The following is a 22534-nucleotide window of genomic DNA, read 5'->3' as shown; positions in this document are numbered from 1 at the left end:
GGAGCAGGTTGAAGCCGATGCCCAGGACGGCGGAAAAGATGAGCGGGTTGCCCGCTACCGCCCTGGCCACCTTTAGCGCACTCAGGGGGGTTCTGGCGGAATAACGCGCCATGACGATGACGGTGAGCATGTTGGAAAGCGGGATGGCCAGCGCGATCATGATGGCATAGGTCGCCACGCCCCTGGTATCGAACATGGACATGATGATGGGCAGGCCCACGTAATTGTTGAAGCGGATGGAGCCTTGAAAAAAGCTGGCGAAGCTTGGGCCGTCGAGCTCAAGCAACGGGCGCAGGGCAAAGGCGACGCCCCCCAGCAGGAGCATAGCCAAACCAAGTGCGGCCACCAGATGCATGACCATGGCGACATCGGTAAAATCGGCATCGGCAATGCTGTAGAAAAACAGGCTTGGCAGCAGGATGTAGTAGGTCAGCTTTTCCGATCGTTCCCAGAACTGGCCGCCGGGAAAATCGATACGCTTGAAATAAGCCCCGAGCGCAACGATGGAGATAACGGGCAGCAGCGCCGAGAGTATCGCCTGCATCCTAGCCGAAGACCTTCATGGTCTTGGGGCGCACCAGCACTTCCTCCCCCTTTTCAGGGCTGAGGGTTTCGGCCTCTGATTGAGGAATTTCCGCCTGCAGGAGGTTGCCGTTCTTACGTTCCAGCTCGATTTTCACCATCGGCCCGGCAGGGTTTAAGTGAATGATGCGGGCGGCGATGTATTCCTGCCCGGCTTCGGGGGTTTTGGTGACTTCCATTTCATGCGGGCGGGCGAATAGCGTCACCGGCGTGCCCTTGCCGCGCATGGGGCGGCGCTTGAAGGTGACCTGCGGACCTACGGGCGGAAATTCCGGCTGGCGGGCGGGCATGATGCGGCGAACAATGCTGCCGATTTCCGGATAACGGGCCAGAAGGCCGGCGGGGGTTTCCTCGGGGCGCTCCTCGATTTTGTGCATGTCGTATTCGGTGAGATGGAGGGCCCCTTTTTCGTCCTTCCATCCCTCGAACTCATTGTAGTTGCCGAGAAAATCATAAACAAAGGCGTTGGCGGGCTTGCCGTAGACTTCGCCCGGGGAGCCGACCTGCTCGATACGGCCCTGCCCCATCACCACCACGCGGTCGGCCACTTCCATCGCCTCCTCCTGGTCATGCGTGACGAAGACGGAGGTGATGTGGATCTCGTCATGCAGGCGACGCATCCAGCGGCGAAGCTCTTTACGCACTTTGGCATCCAGCGCGCCGAAGGGCTCGTCGAGCAGCAGTACCTTGGGTTCCACGGCCAGGGCACGGGCGAGCGCGACGCGCTGGCGCTGGCCGCCGGAAAGCTGGGCGGGGTAGCGGTCGAAGAAGCTTTCCAGATGCACCAGCTTGAGCAGCTCCATGACGCGGGCATGGATGGCGGCATCGGACGGGCGTGTTTCCTGGGGGCGGACGCGAAGGCCGAAGGCCACATTTTCAAACACGGTCATGTGCTTGAAGAGCGCGTAATGCTGAAAGACAAAGCCGACATTGCGCTTGCGGGCTTCCACCGTGCCGGCGTTGACGCCGTCGATGATCACCGTACCGCTATCGGCCTGATCAAGACCTGCAATGATGCGAAGAAGCGTTGTTTTGCCGGAGCCGGAGGGGCCAAGCAGGGCCACCAGCTCGCCGGAGGCGATTTCCAGATCAACCCCGCGCAGGGCGTGGAAATCCCGGTAGCTTTTTTTGACGTTCTGTACCTGAATGCCCATGTTTTGTTCCCCTTTAATGTCCGCGCCCGCGGCGGTTCATGCGCGCCTCGAGCAGGCATTTGAGCAGCAGCGTCACCAGCGCCAGCATGGTCAATACCGATGCCACCGCGAATGCCGCGACGAAATTATACTCGTTGTACAAAATTTCCACATGAAGCGGGATGGTGTTGGTCTCTCCCTTGATGTGGCCGGAGACGACCGAGACGGCGCCGAACTCACCCATCGCACGGGCATTGCAGAGCAGCACGCCGTAGAGCAAGCCCCATTTGATGTTGGGCAGCGTGACACGGGTGAAGCACTGCCAGCCGGATGCGCCGAGGAGGATCGCGGCCTCTTCCTCCTCCCTGCCCTGCTCCTGCATGAGGGGAATGAGCTCCCGCGCGATGAAGGGAAAGGTGACGAAGATGGTGGCGATCACGATGCCGGGCACGGCGAACATGACCTGTATATCGTGGTCGATCAGCCAGCGGCCGAGCATGGCGTGGCTGCCGAAGAGCAGCAGGTAGATCATGCCCGAGATAACGGGGGAAACAGAGAAAGGCAGGTCAATGAGCGTGATGAGAAAGCTTTTGCCGCGAAACTCGAACTTGGCGATGGACCAGCTGGCGGCCAGGCCGAAGACCAGGTTCATGGGCACCGCGATGGCGGCGACCAGCAGCGTGAGGCGGATGGCGGCAAGGGCATCGGGGTCCGCCAGGCTATCGATATACGTGTTCCAGCCTTTGCTGAAGGCCTCCAGAAAAACGGCCGCCAGCGGCACGCCGATGAGCAGAAGCACAAAACTCGCCGATACCAGAATCAACAGGGTTTTCACCCACCATGCTTCCTCGGTTACGCGGCTGACATTCAACATGGATCAGGCGTCCTTGCGCAACTGGTTGCGGCGTTGAAGCCAGTTGATAAGCATCAGCATGATGAAAGACGCCACCAGCATGACGCAGGCTACGGCGGTGGCGCCCGCATAGTCATATTGCTCAAGCTTGATGATGATGACGAGCGGGACGATTTCCGACACGCCGGGCATGTTGCCGGAAATGAAAACGACCGAGCCATATTCCCCCAGGCCGCGGGCAAATGCCATGGCAAAGCCGGTGACCAGCGCGGGAGCCATGTTGGGCAGCAGAATCTGAAAAAACACGCGCAGGCGGGATGCGCCGAGGGAGCTGGCGGCTTCTTCCACCTCGCGGTCCATATCCGCCAATACAGGCTGAAGCGTGCGCACGACGAAAGGCAGACCGATAAACATCAGCGCAATCGTGATGCCAAGCGGCGTGAAGGCAACCTTGATGCCCAGCGGATCCAGATACTGCCCAATCCACCCACCAGGCGCATAAAGCGTGGTGAGCGCAATGCCCGCCACGGCGGTGGGCAGCGCAAAGGGAATATCCACCATCGCATCCAGCAGCTGCTTGCCGGGAAAGCGGTAGCGCACCAGCACCCAGGCCAGAATCAGGCCAAAAAAAGCATCCACCATGGCCGCCAGCAGCGCGGTGCCGAAGCTGACCTTGTAAGCATGCAGCACGCGGGGCGAGGCTACGGCATGCCAGAATTCCGCCCAGTTAAGCGAGGCGGTTTTGATGAAGAGCCCGGCCAGGGGAACCAGAACGATCAGCAGCAGGTAAAAAAGCGTGAAGCCCAGGGTAAGGCCGAAACCGGGAAGGACATTCGGGCTGCGTTTGAGCGCGGCTTTGGGTGAGAGGGCTAGGCTGGTCACTGGGCGCCATAGATCTGATCAAACACCCCGCCATCGGCGAAGTGTTTCTGGTGGGCTGCCTTCCACCCGCCAAAATCGGCGATGCTCATCATGGGAATGGCGGGCATGGATTTATCCTCGGCTTCCGGCAGGCTGGGGCGGTAATGGTGTTTGGCGATGAGGAGCTGGGCATCTTTTTCATACAGGCCCTTCAGGTAGGTTTGGGCCAGCTCGGTGGTGCCCTTTTTCGCGGCGTTTTTTTCCACCACGGCCACGGGCGGCTCCGCCTTGATGCTGATGGAGGGGCTCACGATGTCGAACTTGTCCTTGCCCATCTGGTCCTGTGCGAGGTAGGCCTCGTTCTCCCAGGAAATGAGCACATCGCCCATGCCGCGCTGCACGAAGCTGGTGGTGGCGCCGCGCGCGCCGGTATCCAGCACGGGGACGTTTTTATAGAGTTTGGTGATGAATACGCGGGCCTTGGCTTCGTCGTTGTTATTCTGCTTCAAGGCATAGCCCCAGGCGGCCAGATAGTTCCAGCGCGCGCCGCCGGAGGTTTTGGGGTTGGGGGTGATGACCTTGACATCCGGACGGATGAGGTCGTTCCAGTCCTTGATGGATTTGGGGTTGCCCTTGCGCACCAGGAACACGATGGTGGAGGTATAGGGGCAGCTGTTATTGGGCAGTTTGGCCTGCCAGTCCGCCGGCAGGGCCTGTGATTTTTCGGCGATGGCGTCGATATCGTATGCCAGGGCGAGCGTAACCACGTCGGCGGAGAGGCCATCGATCACCGAGCGGGCCTGTTTGCCCGAACCGCCATGCGACTGACGGATATCAAGCTTGCCGCCCGGATGGGCCGCTTCCCACTTTTTGGTGAAAAGCCTGTTGTAGTCGTTATAGAGCTCACGCGTGGGGTCGTAGGAGACGTTCATCAGCTCCGCTTTTTCCGCGGCAGACGCGGCATGCGCGCAAAGGGCGATAAACCCAAGGCAGAATGCCGAAAAAACTCCCCGTATATGGCGCATAACATCCCCTTGCGGCGCGTGGCTTGCGTGTGACCAAGGTATGTTTAGGGGCTAAGTGCGCTGCTGTAAATGTACTTGCTGCTCGGGCATCGCCGAAGTGACCACATCGGGATGGTTAAGCGATTTATACTGCTGAATAAACTGGCTCAGCGCATCGGCCATGGAGGCGATGTCGCCGCAGGCGGTTTCGCTGGCCTGCCACATGTCGCCCGCGAATTTTCTGTTGCCCTCGGCCAGCACGCGCCGTGCCTCGCCGGTGGCGATCAGCGTGGCCGTCATGGCCGGGCCGAAAATGGGGATGATGTTCATCAGCACCGAGAAGCCGAATGCCTTGGCAGCCACGCCGGGATGCTCGCCAATGGCATCGGCGGCATTGTCCATGTTGCGCTTGAGGAAGGGTTCGTCGCGGTTGGCGTTCAGGCGCTCCTTATCCGCTTCGGCAAAAACACCGGCGATATAGCGCCAGATGATTTCCTGCTCGCTTGGTAAAAACAACAGCTGGCCATCGGGGCGCTTGTTCTGCGAACGCTCGACGAATGCCAAAAGGCCGTCGCCTTCCTTGATATTCTGCTTCATTTCCATCGCCAGCAGGATGGTGAGGAACGCCTTGGCCGCGCCTTCGGGCTGGGTATCGAGAAAGTCGCCGATGGCCTGCAGCATCTTTTGCTGGGGGTGGGGCTTCTGGATGATATTGCCGATAGCCTGCTGGAACTGCTGCAACATGGGGCTTCTCCTCAGGAAAGCAGCATATTAGCAGATAATGACAGCTCTGTGAATATCGGCGCTTCCCTGGGCTTCAGGCATGCAGAAGCTGATAGGCCTCATGCAGCGGCAGGCCGATGATGGCGCTTGGCGAGCCTGACATGCTGCGGATAAACGCCCCTGCCGCGCCCTGAAGGGCATAACCGCCTGCTTTTCCCTGCCATTCACCGGTGGCGATGTAGGCTTCGATTTCCTGTTTTGTCAGACGTTTGAAGCTCACGATGCTGGTGACGGTACGCTGGCGGAGCTTCCGGCCGGGCCATTGCACGCACATGGCGGTGGTGACACGGTGGCGTCGGCCGGACATGAGTTCCAGGCACAGGCGGGCATCGGCTTCGGTCTCGGCCTTGGGCAGAATGCGGCGGCCCATATGGACGACGGTATCGGCTGAAAGGATGACGGCATCGGGCCTTCGGGTGGCGATGGCCTCGCATTTTTCACGCGCCACACGTACGGCGTAAGGCACGGGCAGTTCATCTTTTTTCGGGGTTTCGTCAATATCGGCCGGCATGACGGCGGCAGGCACGATGCCGAGCTGCTTCAACAGCTCAAGCCGCCGGGGAGATGCGGATGCGAGGATGAGACTGCCTGCAAGAGGCGGCAGCATGTTACTGGGTCTGAGTCTGCTGGCCCGGCTTTTCCACATGGCGGAACATCACGCGGCCCTTGGTCAGGTCGTACGGGGACATTTCGATGGTCACCTTGTCGCCCGCCAGAACGCGGATGCGGTTTTTGCGCATTTTGCCGGAGGTATGCGCCAGAATCTCATGTCCATTCTCGAGCTTTACACGGAACATGGCGTTAGGCAGCTGTTCCATCACGGTGCCGGTAAATTCGAGCAGTTCTTCTTTAGCCATGGGATTCCTGAGAGGTGGTGATATTGATGCAGCGCTATAGCGCTTTTATCCACAGCTTGTCCAGAAGTTTTGGCACTCTTGGCTAGCTCGGTACGCTTGTGTCAGAACATATAGGCAACGGTGCTGCCGATACGGTGGTTCTGGTATTCGTAATTGATGATGTTGGAATCCACCATGCGGTACTGGTAGCTGAGGGTCCAGAGCAGGTTCCAGTCAGGAAACTGGCGGGCCAGGGTGGCGCCGAAGGTTTTTTCCACATCCTGACGGCTTTTGATGGGGTCGATGGTGAGTTCGGGCGCTTCGTAATTATATTCGCGGTAGCCGAAGGCCAGATTGCCCGACCATTCCGGCGTGATGATGCGCGTGTAGCCCAGGCTGTAGCCGATTTGCGTGTTCTCATAATAATCCACGCGGGCGCCTTCGTTACGCAGGGTTACGTCGGCGGTGACGATGTCGTTTTCGCTCCCGGCCCAGTTGATGCCGAATTTCATCTGCTGGGCATTGCCGTCGCGCAGGTCATAGATGGTGGTGGTTTCGGTGTTCTGGAAATTGCGGTTTTCCACCGTGGCATCGGCCGTGGCCTGCAGGGTGGGGGTGAGCATGTATTTGGCGTGGCCGTTGAGGCTGGCCACGCGCATGTAGGGGTGGTCGGCCAGGGTGATGTAGTTATACCCCACATCCGCCCCAAGAATGAGGCCGAGGTTCAGCTTCTGCCATTCCAGGCCGGAATTGAACCCATATAGTCTCAAATCCAGCGCATCCACGTCGCGCTGTTCGGCCATGTAGGCAATGCCGGAATTTTTCCAGAGCAGCTTGCTGCTACCGTCATCCGAACTCCAGGCGCGGTAATCGTAATTCAGGTTGGCAGCCGTGACGGTTTGCACATCATGCTGGGCGCTGGTGCTGCCATCGAGCGGAATGTTGACGTTGGTGCCGCCTGCATTCAGCTGGATCTGCCCGCCTGCGGGGGAGGCATTGGCGTTGGTGTCGAAATTCAAGCCCGCGATAAGCGCGCCGCTGATTTTGTGCGGGCTTTTTTCATCGTCGATACGGCGGATCATGCCATCGATATTGGCCGCAACGGCAGGAGGCGGATTGCTGGCCTTCACTTGCTCCAGCATGGATTTGGCCTCTTCGTATTGATGCCGCTGCAGTTGGAGCATGGCAAGGTCCAATTTCACACGCGGCAGGTCGTTGTTGACGGAAAGCATGTGGCGGTAGGCGGCTTCGGCTTCGTCCTGCCTGCCGAGCGCCAGCGATACGCGAGCATAGTCATACCACACATCCAGGTTGCGCGGATGCAGGCGGGATTCATTGCGAAGGCGGGAAAGGGACGCATCATCCACTTCCGGGTCCGCCGTGCGGGATGCCTCAGGCTGCTCGGATGATGATTCCGGGACGGCTGTCGGCATGGGCGCGGGGTCACGCACATCGGGTATGTTATCCGTGGTGACAGATTTTGGTTTGGCGGGCGGCAGGTATTGCTGCGCCCCGGCCATGCATGGAAGCATGACAGCCCCCGCGAGAGAGAGAGCCAGTGCGATGCGATGATTGGACATGTTACCCATGATGAATGGGTAGCGGCCAACGCTTAATAATTGGTTATTATCAACTCGGTTGGAGCAATTAAATCACGCCGAGTTTCTTGCCGACTTTCTCGAATGCGGCGAAAGCGCGCTCCATGTCGGCATCGGTCAGGTCCGCACAGATCTGGATGCGCAGGCGTGCCGTGCCTTCCGGCACCACGGGGTAGCCGAAGCCGGTGATGAAAATCCCCTCTTTCAGCATCTCCTCGCTCATGCGGATGGCGGCGGCGGTTTCGCCGACGATCAACGGAACGATGGCGGCTTCGCCGTCCAGCGGTTTGAAGCCGCGGGCTTTCAGGCCCTGGCGCATTTTTTCCACCAGCTTGTGCAGGCGTTCCACGCGCTCTGGCTCACGCTCCATCACGCGGATGGCTTCCAGCGAGCTGGCGGCCACCGTGGCGGGCAAGGCGTTGGAGAATATCTGCGGGCGGGAAACCTGGTAGAGATAGTCCGTTACTTCCTTGCTTGCGGCGATATAGCCGCCCGCTGCGCCGCCAAGCGCTTTACCGAGCGTGCCGCTGATGATGTCCACCTCGCCTTCCACGCCAAAATGCTCGGCGGTGCCGCGACCGTGCTTGCCCATCACGCCGACGCCGTGGCAGTCATCCATGAAGAGGGTGGCGCCGTATTTACGGCAGAGCTCGATGACATCCGGCAAGGGGGCGATGTCGCCTTCCATGGAGAAGACACCGTCCGTCACCACCAGAATGCGGCGGGCGTCCCTGGCGGCTTCGAGCTTCTCTTTCAAATCCGCCATGTCGGAATGTTTGTAGATGGCGCGTTTAGCCTTGCTCATGCGGCAGCCGTCAATGAGGGAGGCATGGTTCAGCGCATCGGCGATGATGGCGTCGCCCTCCCCCGTGATGGCGGGGATGGAGCCGGTGTTGGCCTGCCAGCAGGATGGGTAGGTGAGCGCGGATGGCGTGCGATGCAGCCTGGCGAGTTCGGCTTCCAGTTCATGATGGATGGAAAAAGTGCCGCAGATGAAACGCACGGATGCCGTGCCCGCGCCATAGGTATCCAGCGCCTTGTGGCCCGCTTTCACCACATCCGGGTGGTTGGCCAGGCCGAGGTAGTTGTTGGCGGAAAGCACCAGCACCTCGCCCTTGCCTTCCATGACCGTGTGCGGCTGCATGGGGGCCTGGAGCGTGCGCACGGCTTTGAAGGTGCCGCCTTGTTTCATTTTTTCCAGCTCAGCGGAAAGCTGGCTGTCCATGGCGGTTTGCGTGGCGCGGGGTTTGGGCTGTGCGGTCATGTGGATTACCTGAGAAAAATGAATCACGGCAAATTACAGCAATTGTGGCAAGGCGCAAGCCGCCTAGAGATTGCGGCTCTGTTCACCCGCCTGGCGAATGACCGCCATCAGGTCCTCCTCCACGGCGGATTTGGCTTCGGGGCTTTCCAGCAGGTTTAGGTCGGCATGCGTCATCCGGCTCCAAAGCGCCTCGACCCCCGCGCCAGCGGCGTATAACACCATGGCGGCGACCATTCCCGCCTGATTGGCGACCAGGTCGCGCAGGCTATCGCCCAGCTGCGTCACATCCCCGGTGAGAAGCTCAAACATTACCGATAACAGCCTGATATTGCCGTTAGATGACGCTCCAGTCGAGGACGACTTTGCCGGACTGTCCGGCTTTCATGGCGGTGAAGCCTTTTTCGAACTCATGATACGGCAGGCGGTGGGTGATGATGGGGTCGATATCCATGCCGTTTTGCAGCAGGGCGGTCATTTTGTACCAGGTCTCGTACATCTCGCGGCCGTAGATGCCTTTGAGCTTGAGGCCCTTGAAGATCACCTTGTCCCAGTCCAGCCCGGTGCCGGACGGCAGGATGCCGAGCAGCGCGATGCTACCGCCGTGGCGCATGTTGGCAACCATGGTCTGAATGCCGGACGGGTGGCCGGACATTTCAAGGCCCACGTCGAAGCCTTCGGTCATGCCGAGTTTGGCCTGCACATCCTCCAGCTTCTCGCTGGTGACGTTGACGGTGGCGGTGGCGCCGAGTTTTTTGGCCAGTTCAAGGCGGTAGGGGTTCACATCGGTGATGACGACGTGGCGGGCGCCGGCTTTGCGGGCAACGGCGGCGGCCATGGCACCGATGGGGCCCGCGCCGGTGATGAGCACATCCTCACCCACCAGATCGTAGGAAAGCGCGGTGTGGGTGGCGTTGCCAAGGGGGTCGAAAATCGCGTAGAGGTCGTCGGGGATGTCGGGGTGGCATTTCCAGACATTGCTTTCCGGCACGGAGACATATTCCGCGAAGCTGCCGGGGCGGTTGACGCCAATGCCCTTGGTGAAAGCGCACAGATGGCGGCTGCCCGCCATGCAGTTGCGGCAACGACCGCATACCACGTGGCCTTCGGCGGAGACGCGGTCCCCCGGTTTGACGGCGGTGACCATTTCGCCGACCTTATCGACGATGCCGACAAATTCATGCCCGACCACCATGGGGGTGGGGATGGTTTTCTGCGCCCATTCATCCCACAGATAGATGTGGAGATCGGTGCCGCAGATACCGGTTTTCTGCACGCGGATGAGCACATCGCCGGGGCCGATTTCGGGTACAGGAACATCCTGCAGCCAGAGGCCGGGTTCGTTTTTGGCTTTGACGAGTGCTTTCATTTTTTATCCTAGCTGAGGAGAAAGATGGTTGCGAGGCCGAGAAAGGCAAAGAACCCCATAGCATCGGTTATCGCCGTTAGGAAGACCCCAGATGAAATGGCCGGGTCCGCCCGCATGCGGCTGAGGAGGTAGGGAATGGACACGCCCGCCAGCCCGGCGCAAAGCAGATTGCCCATGATGGCGATGCCGAGCACCATGCCGAGATACCAGTCGCGCTGCCAGACCATGACGGCGGACATGGCGAGCGCGGCGAACATGGCGCCGTGCATCATGGATACGGCGAGCTCCTTGAACACCACGCGCCAGATGTTGACGCCTGTCAGCTCCCGGTTGGCAAGGGCGCGGACGGTCACGGTCATGGTTTGGGTGCCCGCGTTGCCACCGAGGGAGGCCACCACGGGCATGAGCGCGGCCAAGGCCACCAGATGCTGAATGGCGCCCTGGAAATGGGTGATGACGGTAACGGACATCACGGCGGTGATCATGTTGACGAAGAGCCAGGGGAAGCGGCGTTTCACCGTTTCGGACGCGCCGGTGTTGATGTCCTGCCCGGCGCTGATGCCGCCCATGCTGAGCAGATCCTCGTCGGCCTCTTCCTCGATCACGTCGATGATGTCTTCAATGGTGATCATGCCCAGGATACGCCCGTTGGGGTGCACCACGGGGGCGGAAACGAGATTGTATTTCTGGAAGAGCAGCGCGGCTTCCTCCTGGTCCATGCTGGCGGGGATGACGCGCAGCTCGGTGTTCATGAGGCTGCGTATCTTCTCGTGCCGTTTGGCGCGCAGCACCTTGCTGACCAGCAGCGTGCCGACGGGGCGGTTGCGGGCATCCACCACGAAGACGGAGTAGAACTCATCCGGCAGGTTGGGCTGGCTGCGCATGTAGTCGATGGTGTTGCCCACGGTCCAGAATTCCGGCACCAGCACGATGCGTTTCTGCATCAGACGGCCCACGCTCGAATCCGGGTAGCTGAGACCTTCTTCGACCTTCTGGCGTTTTTCGGCGGGCAGCGCGTCGAGGATGGCGCGCTGCAGGTCGTCCTCCATGTCCTCCAGCACCCAGACGGCCTCGTCGGGCTCGAGTTCGGCCACGAGCTTGCCGGCGCGCTCGGGGCCGAAGAAGGCCAGCACGTCGCAGGCGACGTCATGCTCCAGGTTTTCCAGCGTGGCGGGGTCGAAGTCATCGCCCAGCAGCACCATCATGTGATGGCGGGATTCGGCGGAAAGCATGTCCAGCACATAGGCGATATCGGCCGGGTGGAGGCCGCTGATCTGCTCGCGCACCTGGGCGTCGTGGCCTTCGATCAGCAGGCTGGAAAGGTTGCGGACGAAGCTTTCGTCGGCGATAAGGTTCTCGGAGAATTCGGTGCTGTGGTTGGATTCGGCCTCCAGCGCATAAGAACCGGCGATTTCCAGCTCGATCAATTCCGGCTCGATGGGTTTTTTGCTGGCAAGCTTTTTGGACGGGGCGGCCTTCAGCGCGGTTTTTTGCGCGGGGGTGACCTTGATTTTCTTTTTAGCGGCAAGGGTGGCGGCTTTGATGGGAGCAGGTTTTTTTTCTGGTTTTTTGGTCATTTACCAGCCCCTTTTTTACATCAACATTAACCGATAATCATTTACCCAGTTTCATTCCACATATGGTGCGGTCAAGAAGACTCGAACTTCCACGGGTTGCCCCACAGCGACCTCAACGCTGCGCGTCTACCAATTCCGCCATGACCGCACGCCTTGACAGATAGGAGGTGGGCTCTATCACAGTGTTTATGGCGAAGCAACCCAGATTAATATGCATGTTGCAATCAACCTGTCCGTCATTCCAGCGAAAGCTGGAATCCAGGCTGGCCGGGCAACCGGCATGGGCTGTGGGGGCTCTACGCCTGTTGGATTCCAGCTTTCGCTGGAATGACGGTGGTGGGGTGCCATGCAGGTAGAATACAGGTTCAGTAACGGCCTTGTTCCTTATGAAGAAGCGCTGGCCGCGATGGAAGCGCGGGTGGAAGCGATTGCGGCGGGTGAAAAGCCGCCGCTGCTGTGGTTTCTGGAGCACCCTCCCCTTTATACGGCGGGTACATCCGCCAAGGAGGGGGATTTGCTGGATGCGGGCGGGTTTCCGGTCTATCGCGCGGGGCGCGGGGGGGAATATACTTATCACGGGCCGGGGCAGCGGGTGGGCTATGTGATGATGCCGCTGGCGGACAGGCCGGGGTGCAAGGGCAAGGATATCCGTTGCTATGTGCGGGACCTGGAGCAATGGATCATCCTGGCGCTGAAGGATTTCGGCATTGAGGGGAATGTGCGCGAGGGGCGCGTGGGGGTGTGGGTGGAGACGCCTACCGGCGAAGCTAAGATTGCTGCCCTCGGCGTGCGGGTGCGGAAATGGGTGAGCTTTCACGGCATTGCGCTGAATGTGCAGCCGGAGCTGTCTCATTTCGGCGGTATCGTGCCCTGTGGCATCAAGGAATTCGGCGTGACCTCGCTGCAGGCGCTCGGCATCACGGCCAGCATGGCGGAGGTGGATGAGAGCCTGAAGCGGGCTTTTGCGAAGGTGTTTGACGCCACGCTCATGGGCACATAACCGTCATTCCAGCGAAAGCTGGAATCCAGAGGGCGGAAAGGCTGGATTCCAGCTTTCGCTGGAATGACAGAAATAAGGTTGAACGGACGCAACAAACTGGCTATAGGCGTGCCCTACCAGATGCGCGGGCGATTAGCTCAGCTGGTTAGAGCGCTACGTTGACATCGTAGAGGTCGATGGTTCGAGTCCATTATCGCCCACCATAGTTTTATACAAAATTCACACGCTGCACATATGGCCAATATGCGGTAATCATAAACCGGCAATCATCTAGTTTGAGATTTGGACTGTTCTGTTATTGGCTCCAGTATTTTTATAATATGGTTGTAGTCGTGTATTTTTTGCTCTTGTTCTGCAAGAATTTTAGATTTCGTATAAGCTTTGAGATTATGACGTGCGATATCCAAAGCGGTCAATTTTTGTTCTGGCATATCTTTGCATATATGCTGTTTGCCATTCCAATCGCATGTGCGCGTTGCTTCAATGGTGAGAACGGCATTGGGATTAGCACCTTTTTTAATTAATAAAGCAACCGTTTGCGGCAATGCGTAAGACGTTGCATTCAACAAAGGAGTCTGACCGTCTCGATTGCGCGATTCAATGTCAGCACCATAATCTAAAAGCATCGCAAGCATTTCTGGATTTTTGAGGGTCAAAAAAATAACCCCTTCTTCTTTATGATGAAAACAACCTTTGGATCGATACTTAGTATTCGCCAATTTATTACCTGACTCTTCCAGCAATCTTGAGGCGGTTGCATTGTCTTTTTTTGCCAAAGCTTGTGCAAGCTGCATACCGTCAACTGACTGATATGTTCTTCTTGTTGTAGAAAGGGTTGGCTCGCGAATTGGATATTCATCCTTAGTGGCAGACGTAACGGCAGGCTTGATACTGCACGCGCTAATAAGAAGAAGACTAAACGCTAACATGATGTGCGCTATTTTCATGCTAGCACTATAGCATATGGATTTTGCATATCGCTAAAAAACCACCCTGCTCTACCAGAATCAAATCCAACCTTATTTACTAGGTAAGACTATCCTTCTGCTGGCTATCCACATTATTTTGTCATAAGTCTGGGCATCCACATTACAATTTAGCATTATAATATAGGCATTAGATACAGTATGTTGAAGATTGGCATTACAGGCGCCACGGGGCGTATGGGCAAGGCGTTGGTGGCGGCGCTTTCTGGACAGCGGGATATGCGGCTAGGGGCGGCGATTACGAATAAGGGGGATGCGGCGCTGGGGTTGGATGCGGGGCGTCTGGCGGGGGTGGCGGATGCCGGGGTGTTGATTGGGGATGATGCGGAGGCGTTTGTGGCGGCTTCGGATGTGATCGTGGATTTTACGCGGCCGCAGCCTTCTGTTTATTATGCGACGCTGGCGGCGAAGCATGGGAAGGCAATGGTGTGCGGCACGACGGGGCTGGATGATTCGCAGTTCGCGACGCTGAACCAGCTGGCTAAAGAGGCGCGGCTGTTATGGTCACCTAATATGAGTCTGGGCGTGAATGTGCTGGTGGCGCTGGTGGAGCAGACGGCGCGGCTGCTGGGGCCGGAATATGATATTGAGCTGGTGGAGATGCACCATCGGCATAAGGCGGATGCGCCTTCCGGCACGGCGATGGCGCTGGCAGAGGCGGCGGCGCGCGGGCGCAATGTGAGCCTGAAGGATGAGATGGTGCATAGCCGCCACGGCTTCACCGGGGAGCGCAGGCCAGGGAGCATCGGCATGGCCGTGCTGCGCGGGGGCGACGTGGTGGGCGACCATACGGTGATGTTCGCCGCTGAGGGCGAAAGGCTGGAGCTGACCCATAAGGCCAGCAAGCGGGATGTGTTCGCCCACGGGGCGTTGGCGGCGGCGCGGTGGCTGGCGGGACAGAAGGCCGGGAAGCTGTGGCATATGAAGGATATGGTGGGTAGTTTGGGGCAAAAGTAGACTGGCAGGGTTGGTGCGCAGGATTTGCCTCTATTATTGTGAGGCCCCCTCACCCGCTATTATTAAGATACCCCCTCACCCCAACCCTCTCCCGCAAGGGGAGAGGGAGTTACAGGCGGCGTGTGGCTCCGCAGATTAAGCAAGCCGGCCTGCCCCCTCTCCCCTTGCGGGAGAGGGTTGGGGTGAGGGGTGGAGCGGAAATCAGGAGCGTTTGCGGGGGCGGGGAATTTGTTAAAAAACTATTCGTTTATCGCTTGACGGTGCGGGGTGTTTGCGTTAAGCAGACACTCCTTTTTTCGTGCAGAGCCGCCCGAGCTGGCAGGTTATGCGCCTAAAATACAACAATAACTATTGTGGTACCCATGCGTAGCTTCATTGCAAAACCCGCCGAGGTTGAGAAAAAATGGCTTGTTATCGATGCCGAAGGTCTGGTGCTGGGTCGCCTTGCCTCGCACGTGGCCAACATCCTGCGCGGTAAAAACAAAGGGATTTTCACCCCGTTCATCGATACCGGTGACAATGTGATCATCGTGAATGCCGAGAAAGTCGTTTTGACCGGCAAAAAACGCGAAGAGAAAATCTATTATCACCACACGGGCCACCCGGGTGGTATCAAGGACACGACCGCCCGCAAGGTGCTGGAAGGCAAATACCCCGAGCGCGTGATCCAGAAAGCCGTTGAGCGCATGATGCCGAAGGAAAGCCCTCTGGCCCGCGCCCAGCTGACCAAGCTGCATGTTTACGCAGGCCCGAGCCATCCGCACGAAGCACAAAAGCCGGTTGCGTATGACTTCGCCTCCCTTAACCCGAAGAATAAAAAGGCTGCCTAATGACGATCGCGCAAGCTACTGAGCGTAAATCCGAAGTGGATAAACTGGGTCGTGCTTACTCCGGCGGTCGCCGTAAAGAGGCATCTGCCCGCGTGTGGATCAAGAGCGGCAGCGGCAAGATCGTCGTCAATGGCCGCCCGATGGAAAAATACTTCGCCCGTCCGGTGCTGCAGATGATCCTGCGCCAGCCGTTCGGCGCGGTGAACCGCGAAAAAGGCTTTGATGTGATGTGCACCGTGATCGGTGGCGGTTTGTCCGGCCAGGCCGGCGCCGTACGTCACGGCATCAGCCGCGCGCTGGACAAGTTCGACCCGTCCTTCCACGTCGTGCTGCGCCAGGGCGGCTTCCTGACCCGCGACAGCCGTGCGGTTGAGCGTAAGAAATACGGCCGTAAGAAAGCCCGTCGTCGCTTCCAGTTCTCGAAGCGCTAGGCTTACGTATATTCTACACAAGTCGGGGCGCTTCTTCGGAAGCGCCCTTTTTTGTTGGTTTTTTTAATCTTCCCCTCACCCCTACCCTCTCCCCGCAAGCGGGGAGAGGGAGATTGGCGGCCAGGGGGTGTTTTACAGGGGGCATTCATGGTTAAAGCAGCCATTATCGGGGCGAGCGGTTATACAGGTGCGGAGCTGGTGCGTTTGCTTTCCGGCCATCCCAACGTCACCCTCACCACACTGTGCGCCGACCGCAAGGCTGGGCAGAGCATGGGCGCGGTGTTTCCGCACCTGGCTTGGCTGAAGCTTCCGGAGCTGATTACGGTGGAGCAGGTGGACTGGAGCCAGGTGGAGGTGGCTTTCTGCGCCCTGCCCCACGGCGCCTCGCAGGAGGTGATTGCGGCCATTCCTGAGCATGTGGTGGTGATCGACCTTTCGGCGGATTTCCGTTTGAACGATGTGGGAAGCTACGCGACCTGGTATGGCCATGCGCACCGGGCGCCGGAACTGCAGAAGCAAGCGGTGTATGCACTGAGCGAACTGGCGCGGGAGGCGATTCGGAATACGCGCATCATCGCCTGCCCGGGTTGCTACCCGACCTCGGTATTGCTGCCGGTGTTGCCACTGCTGCAGGCGGGAGCCATTGAGGTGGACCGCATCATTGCCGACAGCAAGTCCGGCACGTCCGGCGCGGGGCGCGGGGCCAAGGAGAGCAGCCTGTTTTGCGAGGTGAACGAAGGGTTTGCGGCTTATGGCATCGGCGGGCACCGGCATGTGAGCGAGCTGGAACAGGAAGTGAAGAAGGCGGGCGGAGAAAGCGCCGCGCTGGAATTCACGCCGCACCTGGTGCCGATGAACCGGGGGATTCTTTCCACTATTTACGTGAAGCCCAAGGCTGGGCAGACGGCTTCCTCCCTCAGGCAATTGCTGGTTAAGCAGTATGAGGGCGAGGCATTCGTGCATGTGCTGGATGAGGGGATTGCACCGAGCACGCATATGGTGCGCGGCAGCAACCACGCGGCCATCAATGTGTTTGCGGGACGGACAAAAGGCACGGCGATTATCGTGAGTGCGATTGATAATCTGCTGAAGGGTGCTTCCGGCCAGGCGGTTCAGAATTTCAACATCCGCTTCGGGTTTGATGAGATTGCGGGGCTTGCATCGCCGGCTCTGTTTCCGTAGGCTTTCCCCTCACCCTACCCCTCTCCCCGCAAGCGGGGAGAGGGAACTGATGGAGAGTGATCATGCCTGTTTCCGCCTATAACGGCCTGTTGCCGAAAATCGCGACGTCCACCTTCATAGCGCCGAGTGCGGATGTGATCGGCGATGTGGTGATCGGGGCGGAGAGCAATGTCTGGTTTCAGTGCGTGGTGCGGGGGGATGTGAATTACGTCCGTATCGGCGAGCGCACGAATATTCAGGACGGCACGATCATTCATGTAACGCGCGATTATGGCGGGCTGACCAACGGCGCGCCAACCGTCATCGGCAATGGCGTGACGGTGGGGCATAAATGCATTCTGCACGGGTGCACGCTGGAGGATGAATGTTTCATCGGCATGGGGGCCACGGTGATGGACCATGCGGTGGTGGAGACACACGGGTTTCTGGCCGCGGGCAGCCTGCTGACGGAAGGCAAGCGCGTGAAAAGCGGTGAACTCTGGGCGGGAAGCCCGGCGAAATTTCTCCGTCCGCTCAAGCCACAGGAGCTGGCGTTTATCCCGGTTTCAGCCGCTAACTATGTCGCGCTATCCAGGGAATATATGGTATAGGCCATGTCGGTAACCCACCATTAATGGTAGGGTTTTATGCTGCGGCGCATGCATTGTCCGCATAGGTTTTTGCTGGCAATTTCATTGGCACTACGATACTAAGGGCCGTTTTGTAACATGAGAGACCCCATGGCTTTATCCCGTTTTGTGTTTGCGACCACCGTTCTGGCAAGCACCGTCTTCTGGCTTGGCACCGATGCATCGGCCCAGATGCCATCCCCCCAGCTGGATGAAACCGCCGCCAGCAGCATGGCGGATGAAAGCGAAAGCCTGGGTACGTTCAAAAGCATCGAGGTGCATGGCAACCAGCGTGTGGAAGTGGCCACGGTGGAGACCTATATCGGGCTGCGCCGTAATGAACCGGTAACGCAGAACGACCTGAACGACGCGTTGAAAAAACTGTTCGCCACCGAGCTTTTCGCCGATGCCAGCGTGCATATGAGCGGCGATACGCTGGTGGTGGAAGTGAAGGAAAACCCCGTGGTGAACAAGATCGCCTTCGAGGGGAACGACAAGTTCAAGGATGAAGAGCTTCGCAAGGAAATTCAGCTGAAGCCGCGCGGCGTGTACACGCTGAACAAGGTGAACGAGGATGCCGAGCGCCTGACGAACCTCTATCACCGTTCCGGCCGTTTTCAGGGCGTGGTGACACCGAAGATCATCGCGCGTGAGCAAAACCGCGTGGATGTGGTATTTGAGATCGACGAAGGTGCGGTGACGAAGATTCAGGGCATCAATTTCGTCGGCAACCAGGTTTATTCCGACCGTCAGCTGCGCAACCAGCTGCAATCGGAAATCACGCACTGGTATAAATTCTTCACCAATAACGATGCCTACGATCAGGACCGTGTAAATTTCGACAAGGAAAAGCTGCGCCGCTTCTACGTGTCGCACGGGTATGCGGATTTCAAGGTGAACTCGGTGGTGTCGGAATTCTCGCCCGAGGATAACGGCTTTTACCTCACCTTCAATATCGAGGAAGGCCCGCATTACAATTTTGGCGGCATCAAGGCTTCCAGCGCCTTCAGCGATGTGGACGCGGAAGAATTGAAAACGGTGGCCACTACGCTGGAAGGCGAGGAATATAACGCCAACCAGATTGAGGAATCGACCGAGAAAATGTCCGACATGCTGGGCGACAAGGGCTATGCGTTTGCCAAAGTCGAGCCCAAGCTGGAGCGCAATACGGACGACCATACGATCAGCGTGACCTATAGTGCGCTGGAAGCGCCGCGCGTCTATGTGGAGCGCATCAATGTGACGGGTAACGTGCGCACGGAAGACGAAGTGCTGCGCCGCGAATTCCGCCTCAGCGAGGGCGATCCCTTCTCCACCAGCAAGCTCAAGCGCACCGAGCAGCGTTTGAAGAACCTTGGCTATTTCGACAAGGTTGACGTAAATACCGCCCCGGGCAGCGCGCCGGACCGCGCGAATATCGATGTGGATGTGTCGGAAAAATCCACCGGTGAATTGTCGCTGGGCGCCGGTTTCTCGACGCTTGACGGTGCCTTGTTCGATATCGGGCTGCGCGAAGACAACTTCCTCGGTGCGGGTAAAAAGCTGAGCGCGCGCGCGATGATCGCGCAGGAGCGCCAGGATTATACGTTCGGCTATACCGAGCCTTACTTCCTTGACCGTGAGATCGCTGCCGGGGTGGATATTTTCAACACTACGCAGGATTTCCGCACGCAATCGTCGTTCGACCGCCGTACGACCGGTGGCCGCCTGCGCATGGGCTACGCGCTGTCGGAAAATCTTGACCACAGCATCAGCTACACATTGCGCGAGGATGAGGTGAGCAACATCCGCGCCGGTGCTTCGCGTTATATCTGGGCGCAGGAAGGGCAATATTCGACCTCCATGCTGGGCCACAGCCTGCTGTACGACACCCGCGACAGCAAATTCGACCCGAGCAAGGGCTTTTTCGTGCGATTCACGCAGGAAGTCGCCGGGCTTGGCGGCGATGCGAAATATATCCGCCATGAAGGCAAGGCCGGTTGGTTTTACAGCGTGATGCCGCAATGGATTCTTCAGGTTTCCGGCCAGGCGGGCAATATTACCGGCCTGGGCGACGATAATGTGCGCATCAACGACCGTTTCTTCGTCGGTATGCAGCAGGTTCGCGGTTTCGCGGATGCCGGTATCGGCCCGCGTGACCTGGCCACGCGCGATGCGCTGGGCGGCAAAAGCTACTATTCCGGCACGGTGGAACTCGGTTTCCCGCTGCCGGTGGATGACGACCTGGGCCTGCGCGGCGCGGTCTTCACCGATATGGGCAGCCTGTGGGATTCAGACGAAGTCGGCACCGGGCTGATGGACGAAAACGCGCTTCGCCTTTCAGCGGGCGCCGGTCTGGCATGGGCGTCGCCCTTCGGTCCGATACGTCTTGATTTTGGCTTCCCAATCATTAAAGAGTCGTATGACGATGAGCAGCTGGTGCGCTTCTCCTTCGGCACGAAATTCTAATCACTCGCTTTAAACCCCAGGAAAGGGACTTTATGACCATCTTCCAACGTACCCGGGCCGCATTGCTTGCTTTCATGCTCGCTGTTGCGTTCACCTTCTCCGCCGCGCCGGTTCAAGCCGCCGCCCAGCAAGGCGCAGGTGTGGCCGTGCTGAACCTGAAGAAAATCATGGATGAATCCACCGCGACGAAATCCATCCGCTCGCAGATTGAGAAAAAGAGCGACGAGTACAAAAAATCCATCGCTAAAGACGAAGAGCGCCTGCGCGCGCGTGACAAGGAACTGGCTGAGAAGCGCAGCACCATGTCTGCCGAGGCTTTTGAAAAAGAGCGCCGCAACTTCCAGGCCGAACTGCAGAAAGTCCAGCTGGATGTGCAGAAGAAGCGCGTGCAGCTTGACCGCGCTTATGGTGAAGCCCTGGGCAAGGTGAATGACGTGGTTTCCGGCATCGTGAAGGACATGGCCAAAGAAAACGGCTTTGCCATCACCTTCCCCGCCAGCCAGATCATCTTTTATGCTGACTTCCTGGACATCACCAACGAGGTGCTGAAGCGTCTGAACCAGAAGCTGGGTGATGTGAAAGTGGAAATCAAGCCGATCAGCGATGCTGAACTGACGGGTGGCAAACCTGCCGCCGCTCCGGCTGCTGCTCCGGCGAAGAAGTAAGCCCGTGGCGGACCCCCGGTTTTTCAAGAACCACGGTCCGTTCGCGCTTGGCGATATCGCTGAGAAAACAGGTGCAAGATTAAGGCGCGAGGCAGATGCTTCGCGCCTTTTTTATGATGTGGCGCCACTGCATGAAGCGGGTGAACGCGATATCGGGTTTTTTGAGAATAAGAAATACCGCGAGCAGTTTCGTCAGAGCCAGGCGGGCGCCTGCCTGGTGAACCCGGCGGAAGCGGAACATGCGCCGCCCAATGCAAATAATGGGGGCATGGCGCTGCTGCTGCATGATGCGCCCTATACCGCCTATGCAAAAGTGCAGGCGTTGTTTTACCCCGAAAGCCTGATGTCGCCGATGCCGTCGGTCGGCAAGCCGGGGATTGCAAAAAGCGCCAAGATTCACCCCAGCGCTCGCGTGTCGGACTTTGCCTTCGTGGGTGAGAATGCGGAAATCGGCGAAGGGTCGGTGATCGGCCATGGCACGGTGATCGGCCATGGCACGGTGGTGGGCAACCATTGCCTGATCGGCGACCATGCCACGGTGACGCATGCCATCCTGGACGACCATGTGGTGATTTTCCCCGGTGTGCGCATCGGGCAGGACGGGTTCGGCTATGCGCCCTCGCCCACGGGCATGATCAAAGTGCCGCAGCTCGGGCGCGTGCTGATCGGCAAGCATGTGCATGTGGGGGCGAACTGCACCATCGACCGCGGCTCGCTGAACGATACGGTGATCGGTGACGGCTGCAAGCTCGATAATCTCGTCCATATCGCGCATAATGCGGTGGTGGAGCCCTATTGCATCCTGGTGGCGCAGGTGGGGATTTCGGGCAGCACGAAAATCGGCATGGGTAGTATTCTGGGCGGTCAGGTGGGTGTGATCGGCCATGTGACCATTGGCCAGAAGGCGCAGGTGGCCGCTAAAAGTGCCGTGATGGGCAATGTGGGCGACGGACAGGTGGTGGGCGGCATTCCGGCCGTGCCCATCCGCCAATGGCAGCGCCAGGCGGCCGCACTTGCCAAGCTCGTGGGCGGGCGCATCAAAGCGAAGTGACACGCCGCCTTGGTTTTTCGCTATAAAAATACGGGAAATGGGTTAGATAGACTGAATAAGCTGGAGATGAACGTGAGCGTTATTACCATTGAAGAGATCATGCCATTGCTGCCGCACCGCTACCCGTTTCTGCTGGTGGACCGCGTGCTGGAAATCGAACCGGGCGAGCGCATCGTGGCGCTGAAAAACGTGACCTTCAACGAGCCTTTCTTCCCAGGCCATTTTCCGGGCCGCCCGATCATGCCGGGCGTGATGATCATTGAAGCGATGGCCCAGGCCAGCGCCATCATGGTGGGCAAGACATTCGGCGACAAGCACGACAAGCTGGTCTATTTCATGAGCATCGACAGCGCAAAGTTTCGTAAGCCGGTGACTCCTGGCGATTCCATGGAGCTGCATGTATCCAAAGTACAGAACCGCGGCGCGGTATGGAAATGCACCGGTCAGGCCATTGTGGCCGGGCAGAAGGTAGCCGAGGCCGATTTCTCCGCCATGATCGTTGATAAGAAAGACGCGTAA

The 22534-nt window shown here is 58.7% G+C and carries 24 protein-coding genes and 2 tRNA genes; 11 read left to right on the top strand and 15 right to left on the bottom strand.

The window, feature by feature from the left end:
• The 14 genes from GC177_05720 to GC177_05655 all read right to left on the bottom strand — a co-directional run.
• On the bottom strand, positions 1 to 544 hold a 544-nt coding region (locus tag GC177_05720), incomplete at its 3' end, for an AEC family transporter (GenBank protein MBI1275451.1).
• 1 nt (position 545) lies between these two features.
• Positions 546 to 1736, bottom strand: coding sequence for a sulfate ABC transporter ATP-binding protein (gene cysA, locus GC177_05715; protein ID MBI1275450.1), 1191 nt, complete (start codon positions 1734 to 1736; stop codon positions 546 to 548).
• 13 nt (positions 1737 to 1749) lie between these two features.
• Positions 1750 to 2589 carry a sulfate ABC transporter permease subunit CysW gene (cysW, locus tag GC177_05710; GenBank protein ID MBI1275449.1) on the bottom strand — a complete coding sequence of 280 codons (840 nt, stop codon included), beginning with the start codon at positions 2587 to 2589 and terminating at the stop codon, positions 1750 to 1752.
• Between the two features lie 3 nt (positions 2590 to 2592).
• Positions 2593 to 3450: a sulfate ABC transporter permease subunit CysT gene (cysT, locus tag GC177_05705; protein MBI1275448.1), complete on the bottom strand. Its 858-nt coding sequence runs from the start codon at positions 3448 to 3450 to the stop codon at positions 2593 to 2595.
• Positions 3447 to 4454, bottom strand: coding sequence for a sulfate ABC transporter substrate-binding protein (locus tag GC177_05700; GenBank protein MBI1275447.1), 1008 nt, complete (start codon positions 4452 to 4454; stop codon positions 3447 to 3449). The genes cysT and GC177_05700 overlap by 4 nt, the downstream gene beginning before the upstream one ends.
• 51 nt (positions 4455 to 4505) lie before the next feature.
• Complete coding sequence (locus tag GC177_05695) at positions 4506 to 5177, bottom strand: hypothetical protein (GenBank protein MBI1275446.1); 672 nt, start codon at positions 5175 to 5177, stop codon at positions 4506 to 4508.
• 73 nt (positions 5178 to 5250) lie between these two features.
• A complete protein-coding gene (gene maf, locus GC177_05690; protein MBI1275445.1) occupies positions 5251 to 5823 on the bottom strand; it encodes a septum formation protein Maf in 573 nt (190 codons plus the stop codon).
• Between the two features lies 1 nt (position 5824).
• Entirely contained in the window at positions 5825 to 6073 is a 249-nt protein-coding gene (gene infA / locus GC177_05685; protein MBI1275444.1) for a translation initiation factor IF-1, read from the bottom strand.
• 101 nt (positions 6074 to 6174) lie between these two features.
• Positions 6175 to 7641 carry a tetratricopeptide repeat protein gene (locus tag GC177_05680; protein MBI1275443.1) on the bottom strand — a complete coding sequence of 489 codons (1467 nt, stop codon included), beginning with the start codon at positions 7639 to 7641 and terminating at the stop codon, positions 6175 to 6177.
• Between the two features lie 58 nt (positions 7642 to 7699).
• A complete protein-coding gene (locus GC177_05675) occupies positions 7700 to 8914 on the bottom strand; it encodes a glycine C-acetyltransferase (GenBank protein MBI1275442.1) in 1215 nt (404 codons plus the stop codon).
• 63 nt (positions 8915 to 8977) lie between these two features.
• A complete protein-coding gene (locus tag GC177_05670) occupies positions 8978 to 9223 on the bottom strand; it encodes a hypothetical protein (protein MBI1275441.1) in 246 nt (81 codons plus the stop codon).
• A gap of 25 nt (positions 9224 to 9248) precedes the next feature.
• Positions 9249 to 10280: an L-threonine 3-dehydrogenase gene (locus GC177_05665; GenBank protein ID MBI1275440.1), complete on the bottom strand. Its 1032-nt coding sequence runs from the start codon at positions 10278 to 10280 to the stop codon at positions 9249 to 9251.
• A gap of 8 nt (positions 10281 to 10288) precedes the next feature.
• Positions 10289 to 11857 carry a magnesium transporter gene (mgtE, locus tag GC177_05660; protein ID MBI1275439.1) on the bottom strand — a complete coding sequence of 523 codons (1569 nt, stop codon included), beginning with the start codon at positions 11855 to 11857 and terminating at the stop codon, positions 10289 to 10291.
• A 63-nt stretch (positions 11858 to 11920) separates the two neighbouring features.
• Positions 11921 to 12005: transfer RNA gene (locus GC177_05655), tRNA-Leu, on the bottom strand.
• A 198-nt stretch (positions 12006 to 12203) separates the two neighbouring features.
• Between GC177_05655 and lipB the strand changes: the two genes are divergently transcribed.
• Both lipB and GC177_05645 read left to right on the top strand, forming a co-directional pair.
• Positions 12204 to 12857 (top strand): lipoyl(octanoyl) transferase LipB, encoded by a 654-nt coding sequence (lipB, locus tag GC177_05650; protein MBI1275438.1) that lies wholly within the window; start codon positions 12204 to 12206, stop codon positions 12855 to 12857.
• 126 nt (positions 12858 to 12983) lie between these two features.
• Positions 12984 to 13060: transfer RNA gene (locus GC177_05645), tRNA-Val, on the top strand.
• Between the two features lie 63 nt (positions 13061 to 13123).
• On the opposite strand, the gene GC177_05640 is transcribed toward GC177_05645, so the two are convergent.
• Positions 13124 to 13804, bottom strand: a complete 681-nt coding sequence (locus GC177_05640; GenBank protein ID MBI1275437.1) for a hypothetical protein — start codon at positions 13802 to 13804, stop codon at positions 13124 to 13126.
• A 183-nt stretch (positions 13805 to 13987) separates the two neighbouring features.
• On the opposite strand from GC177_05640, the gene GC177_05635 reads away from it, so the two are divergent.
• The 9 genes from GC177_05635 to fabZ all read left to right on the top strand — a co-directional run bounded on the left by GC177_05635 (position 13988) and on the right by fabZ (position 22534).
• Positions 13988 to 14800, top strand: a complete 813-nt coding sequence (locus tag GC177_05635) for a 4-hydroxy-tetrahydrodipicolinate reductase (protein ID MBI1275436.1) — start codon at positions 13988 to 13990, stop codon at positions 14798 to 14800.
• Between the two features lie 362 nt (positions 14801 to 15162).
• A complete protein-coding gene (gene rplM / locus GC177_05630; GenBank protein MBI1275435.1) occupies positions 15163 to 15630 on the top strand; it encodes a 50S ribosomal protein L13 in 468 nt (155 codons plus the stop codon).
• Positions 15630 to 16061, top strand: coding sequence for a 30S ribosomal protein S9 (gene rpsI, locus GC177_05625; GenBank protein ID MBI1275434.1), 432 nt, complete (start codon positions 15630 to 15632; stop codon positions 16059 to 16061). The genes rplM and rpsI overlap by 1 nt, the downstream gene beginning before the upstream one ends.
• 147 nt (positions 16062 to 16208) lie before the next feature.
• Complete coding sequence (locus GC177_05620) at positions 16209 to 17243, top strand: N-acetyl-gamma-glutamyl-phosphate reductase (protein MBI1275433.1); 1035 nt, start codon at positions 16209 to 16211, stop codon at positions 17241 to 17243.
• A 62-nt stretch (positions 17244 to 17305) separates the two neighbouring features.
• Complete coding sequence (locus tag GC177_05615) at positions 17306 to 17833, top strand: gamma carbonic anhydrase family protein (GenBank protein ID MBI1275432.1); 528 nt, start codon at positions 17306 to 17308, stop codon at positions 17831 to 17833.
• Between the two features lie 117 nt (positions 17834 to 17950).
• Positions 17951 to 20299, top strand: a complete 2349-nt coding sequence (gene bamA / locus GC177_05610; GenBank protein ID MBI1275431.1) for an outer membrane protein assembly factor BamA — start codon at positions 17951 to 17953, stop codon at positions 20297 to 20299.
• Between the two features lie 32 nt (positions 20300 to 20331).
• Positions 20332 to 20964, top strand: coding sequence for a hypothetical protein (locus GC177_05605; GenBank protein ID MBI1275430.1), 633 nt, complete (start codon positions 20332 to 20334; stop codon positions 20962 to 20964).
• Between the two features lie 4 nt (positions 20965 to 20968).
• Positions 20969 to 22015, top strand: a complete 1047-nt coding sequence (gene lpxD / locus GC177_05600) for a UDP-3-O-(3-hydroxymyristoyl)glucosamine N-acyltransferase (GenBank protein MBI1275429.1) — start codon at positions 20969 to 20971, stop codon at positions 22013 to 22015.
• A gap of 66 nt (positions 22016 to 22081) precedes the next feature.
• Complete coding sequence (gene fabZ / locus GC177_05595; GenBank protein MBI1275428.1) at positions 22082 to 22534, top strand: 3-hydroxyacyl-ACP dehydratase FabZ; 453 nt, start codon at positions 22082 to 22084, stop codon at positions 22532 to 22534.

It is taken from the genome of bacterium (genome assembly GCA_016124905.1).
Classification (GTDB): Bacteria; Pseudomonadota; Alphaproteobacteria; order Rickettsiales; family RI-342; genus RI-342.
This window is presented reverse-complemented; position numbering and strand designations above follow the sequence as displayed.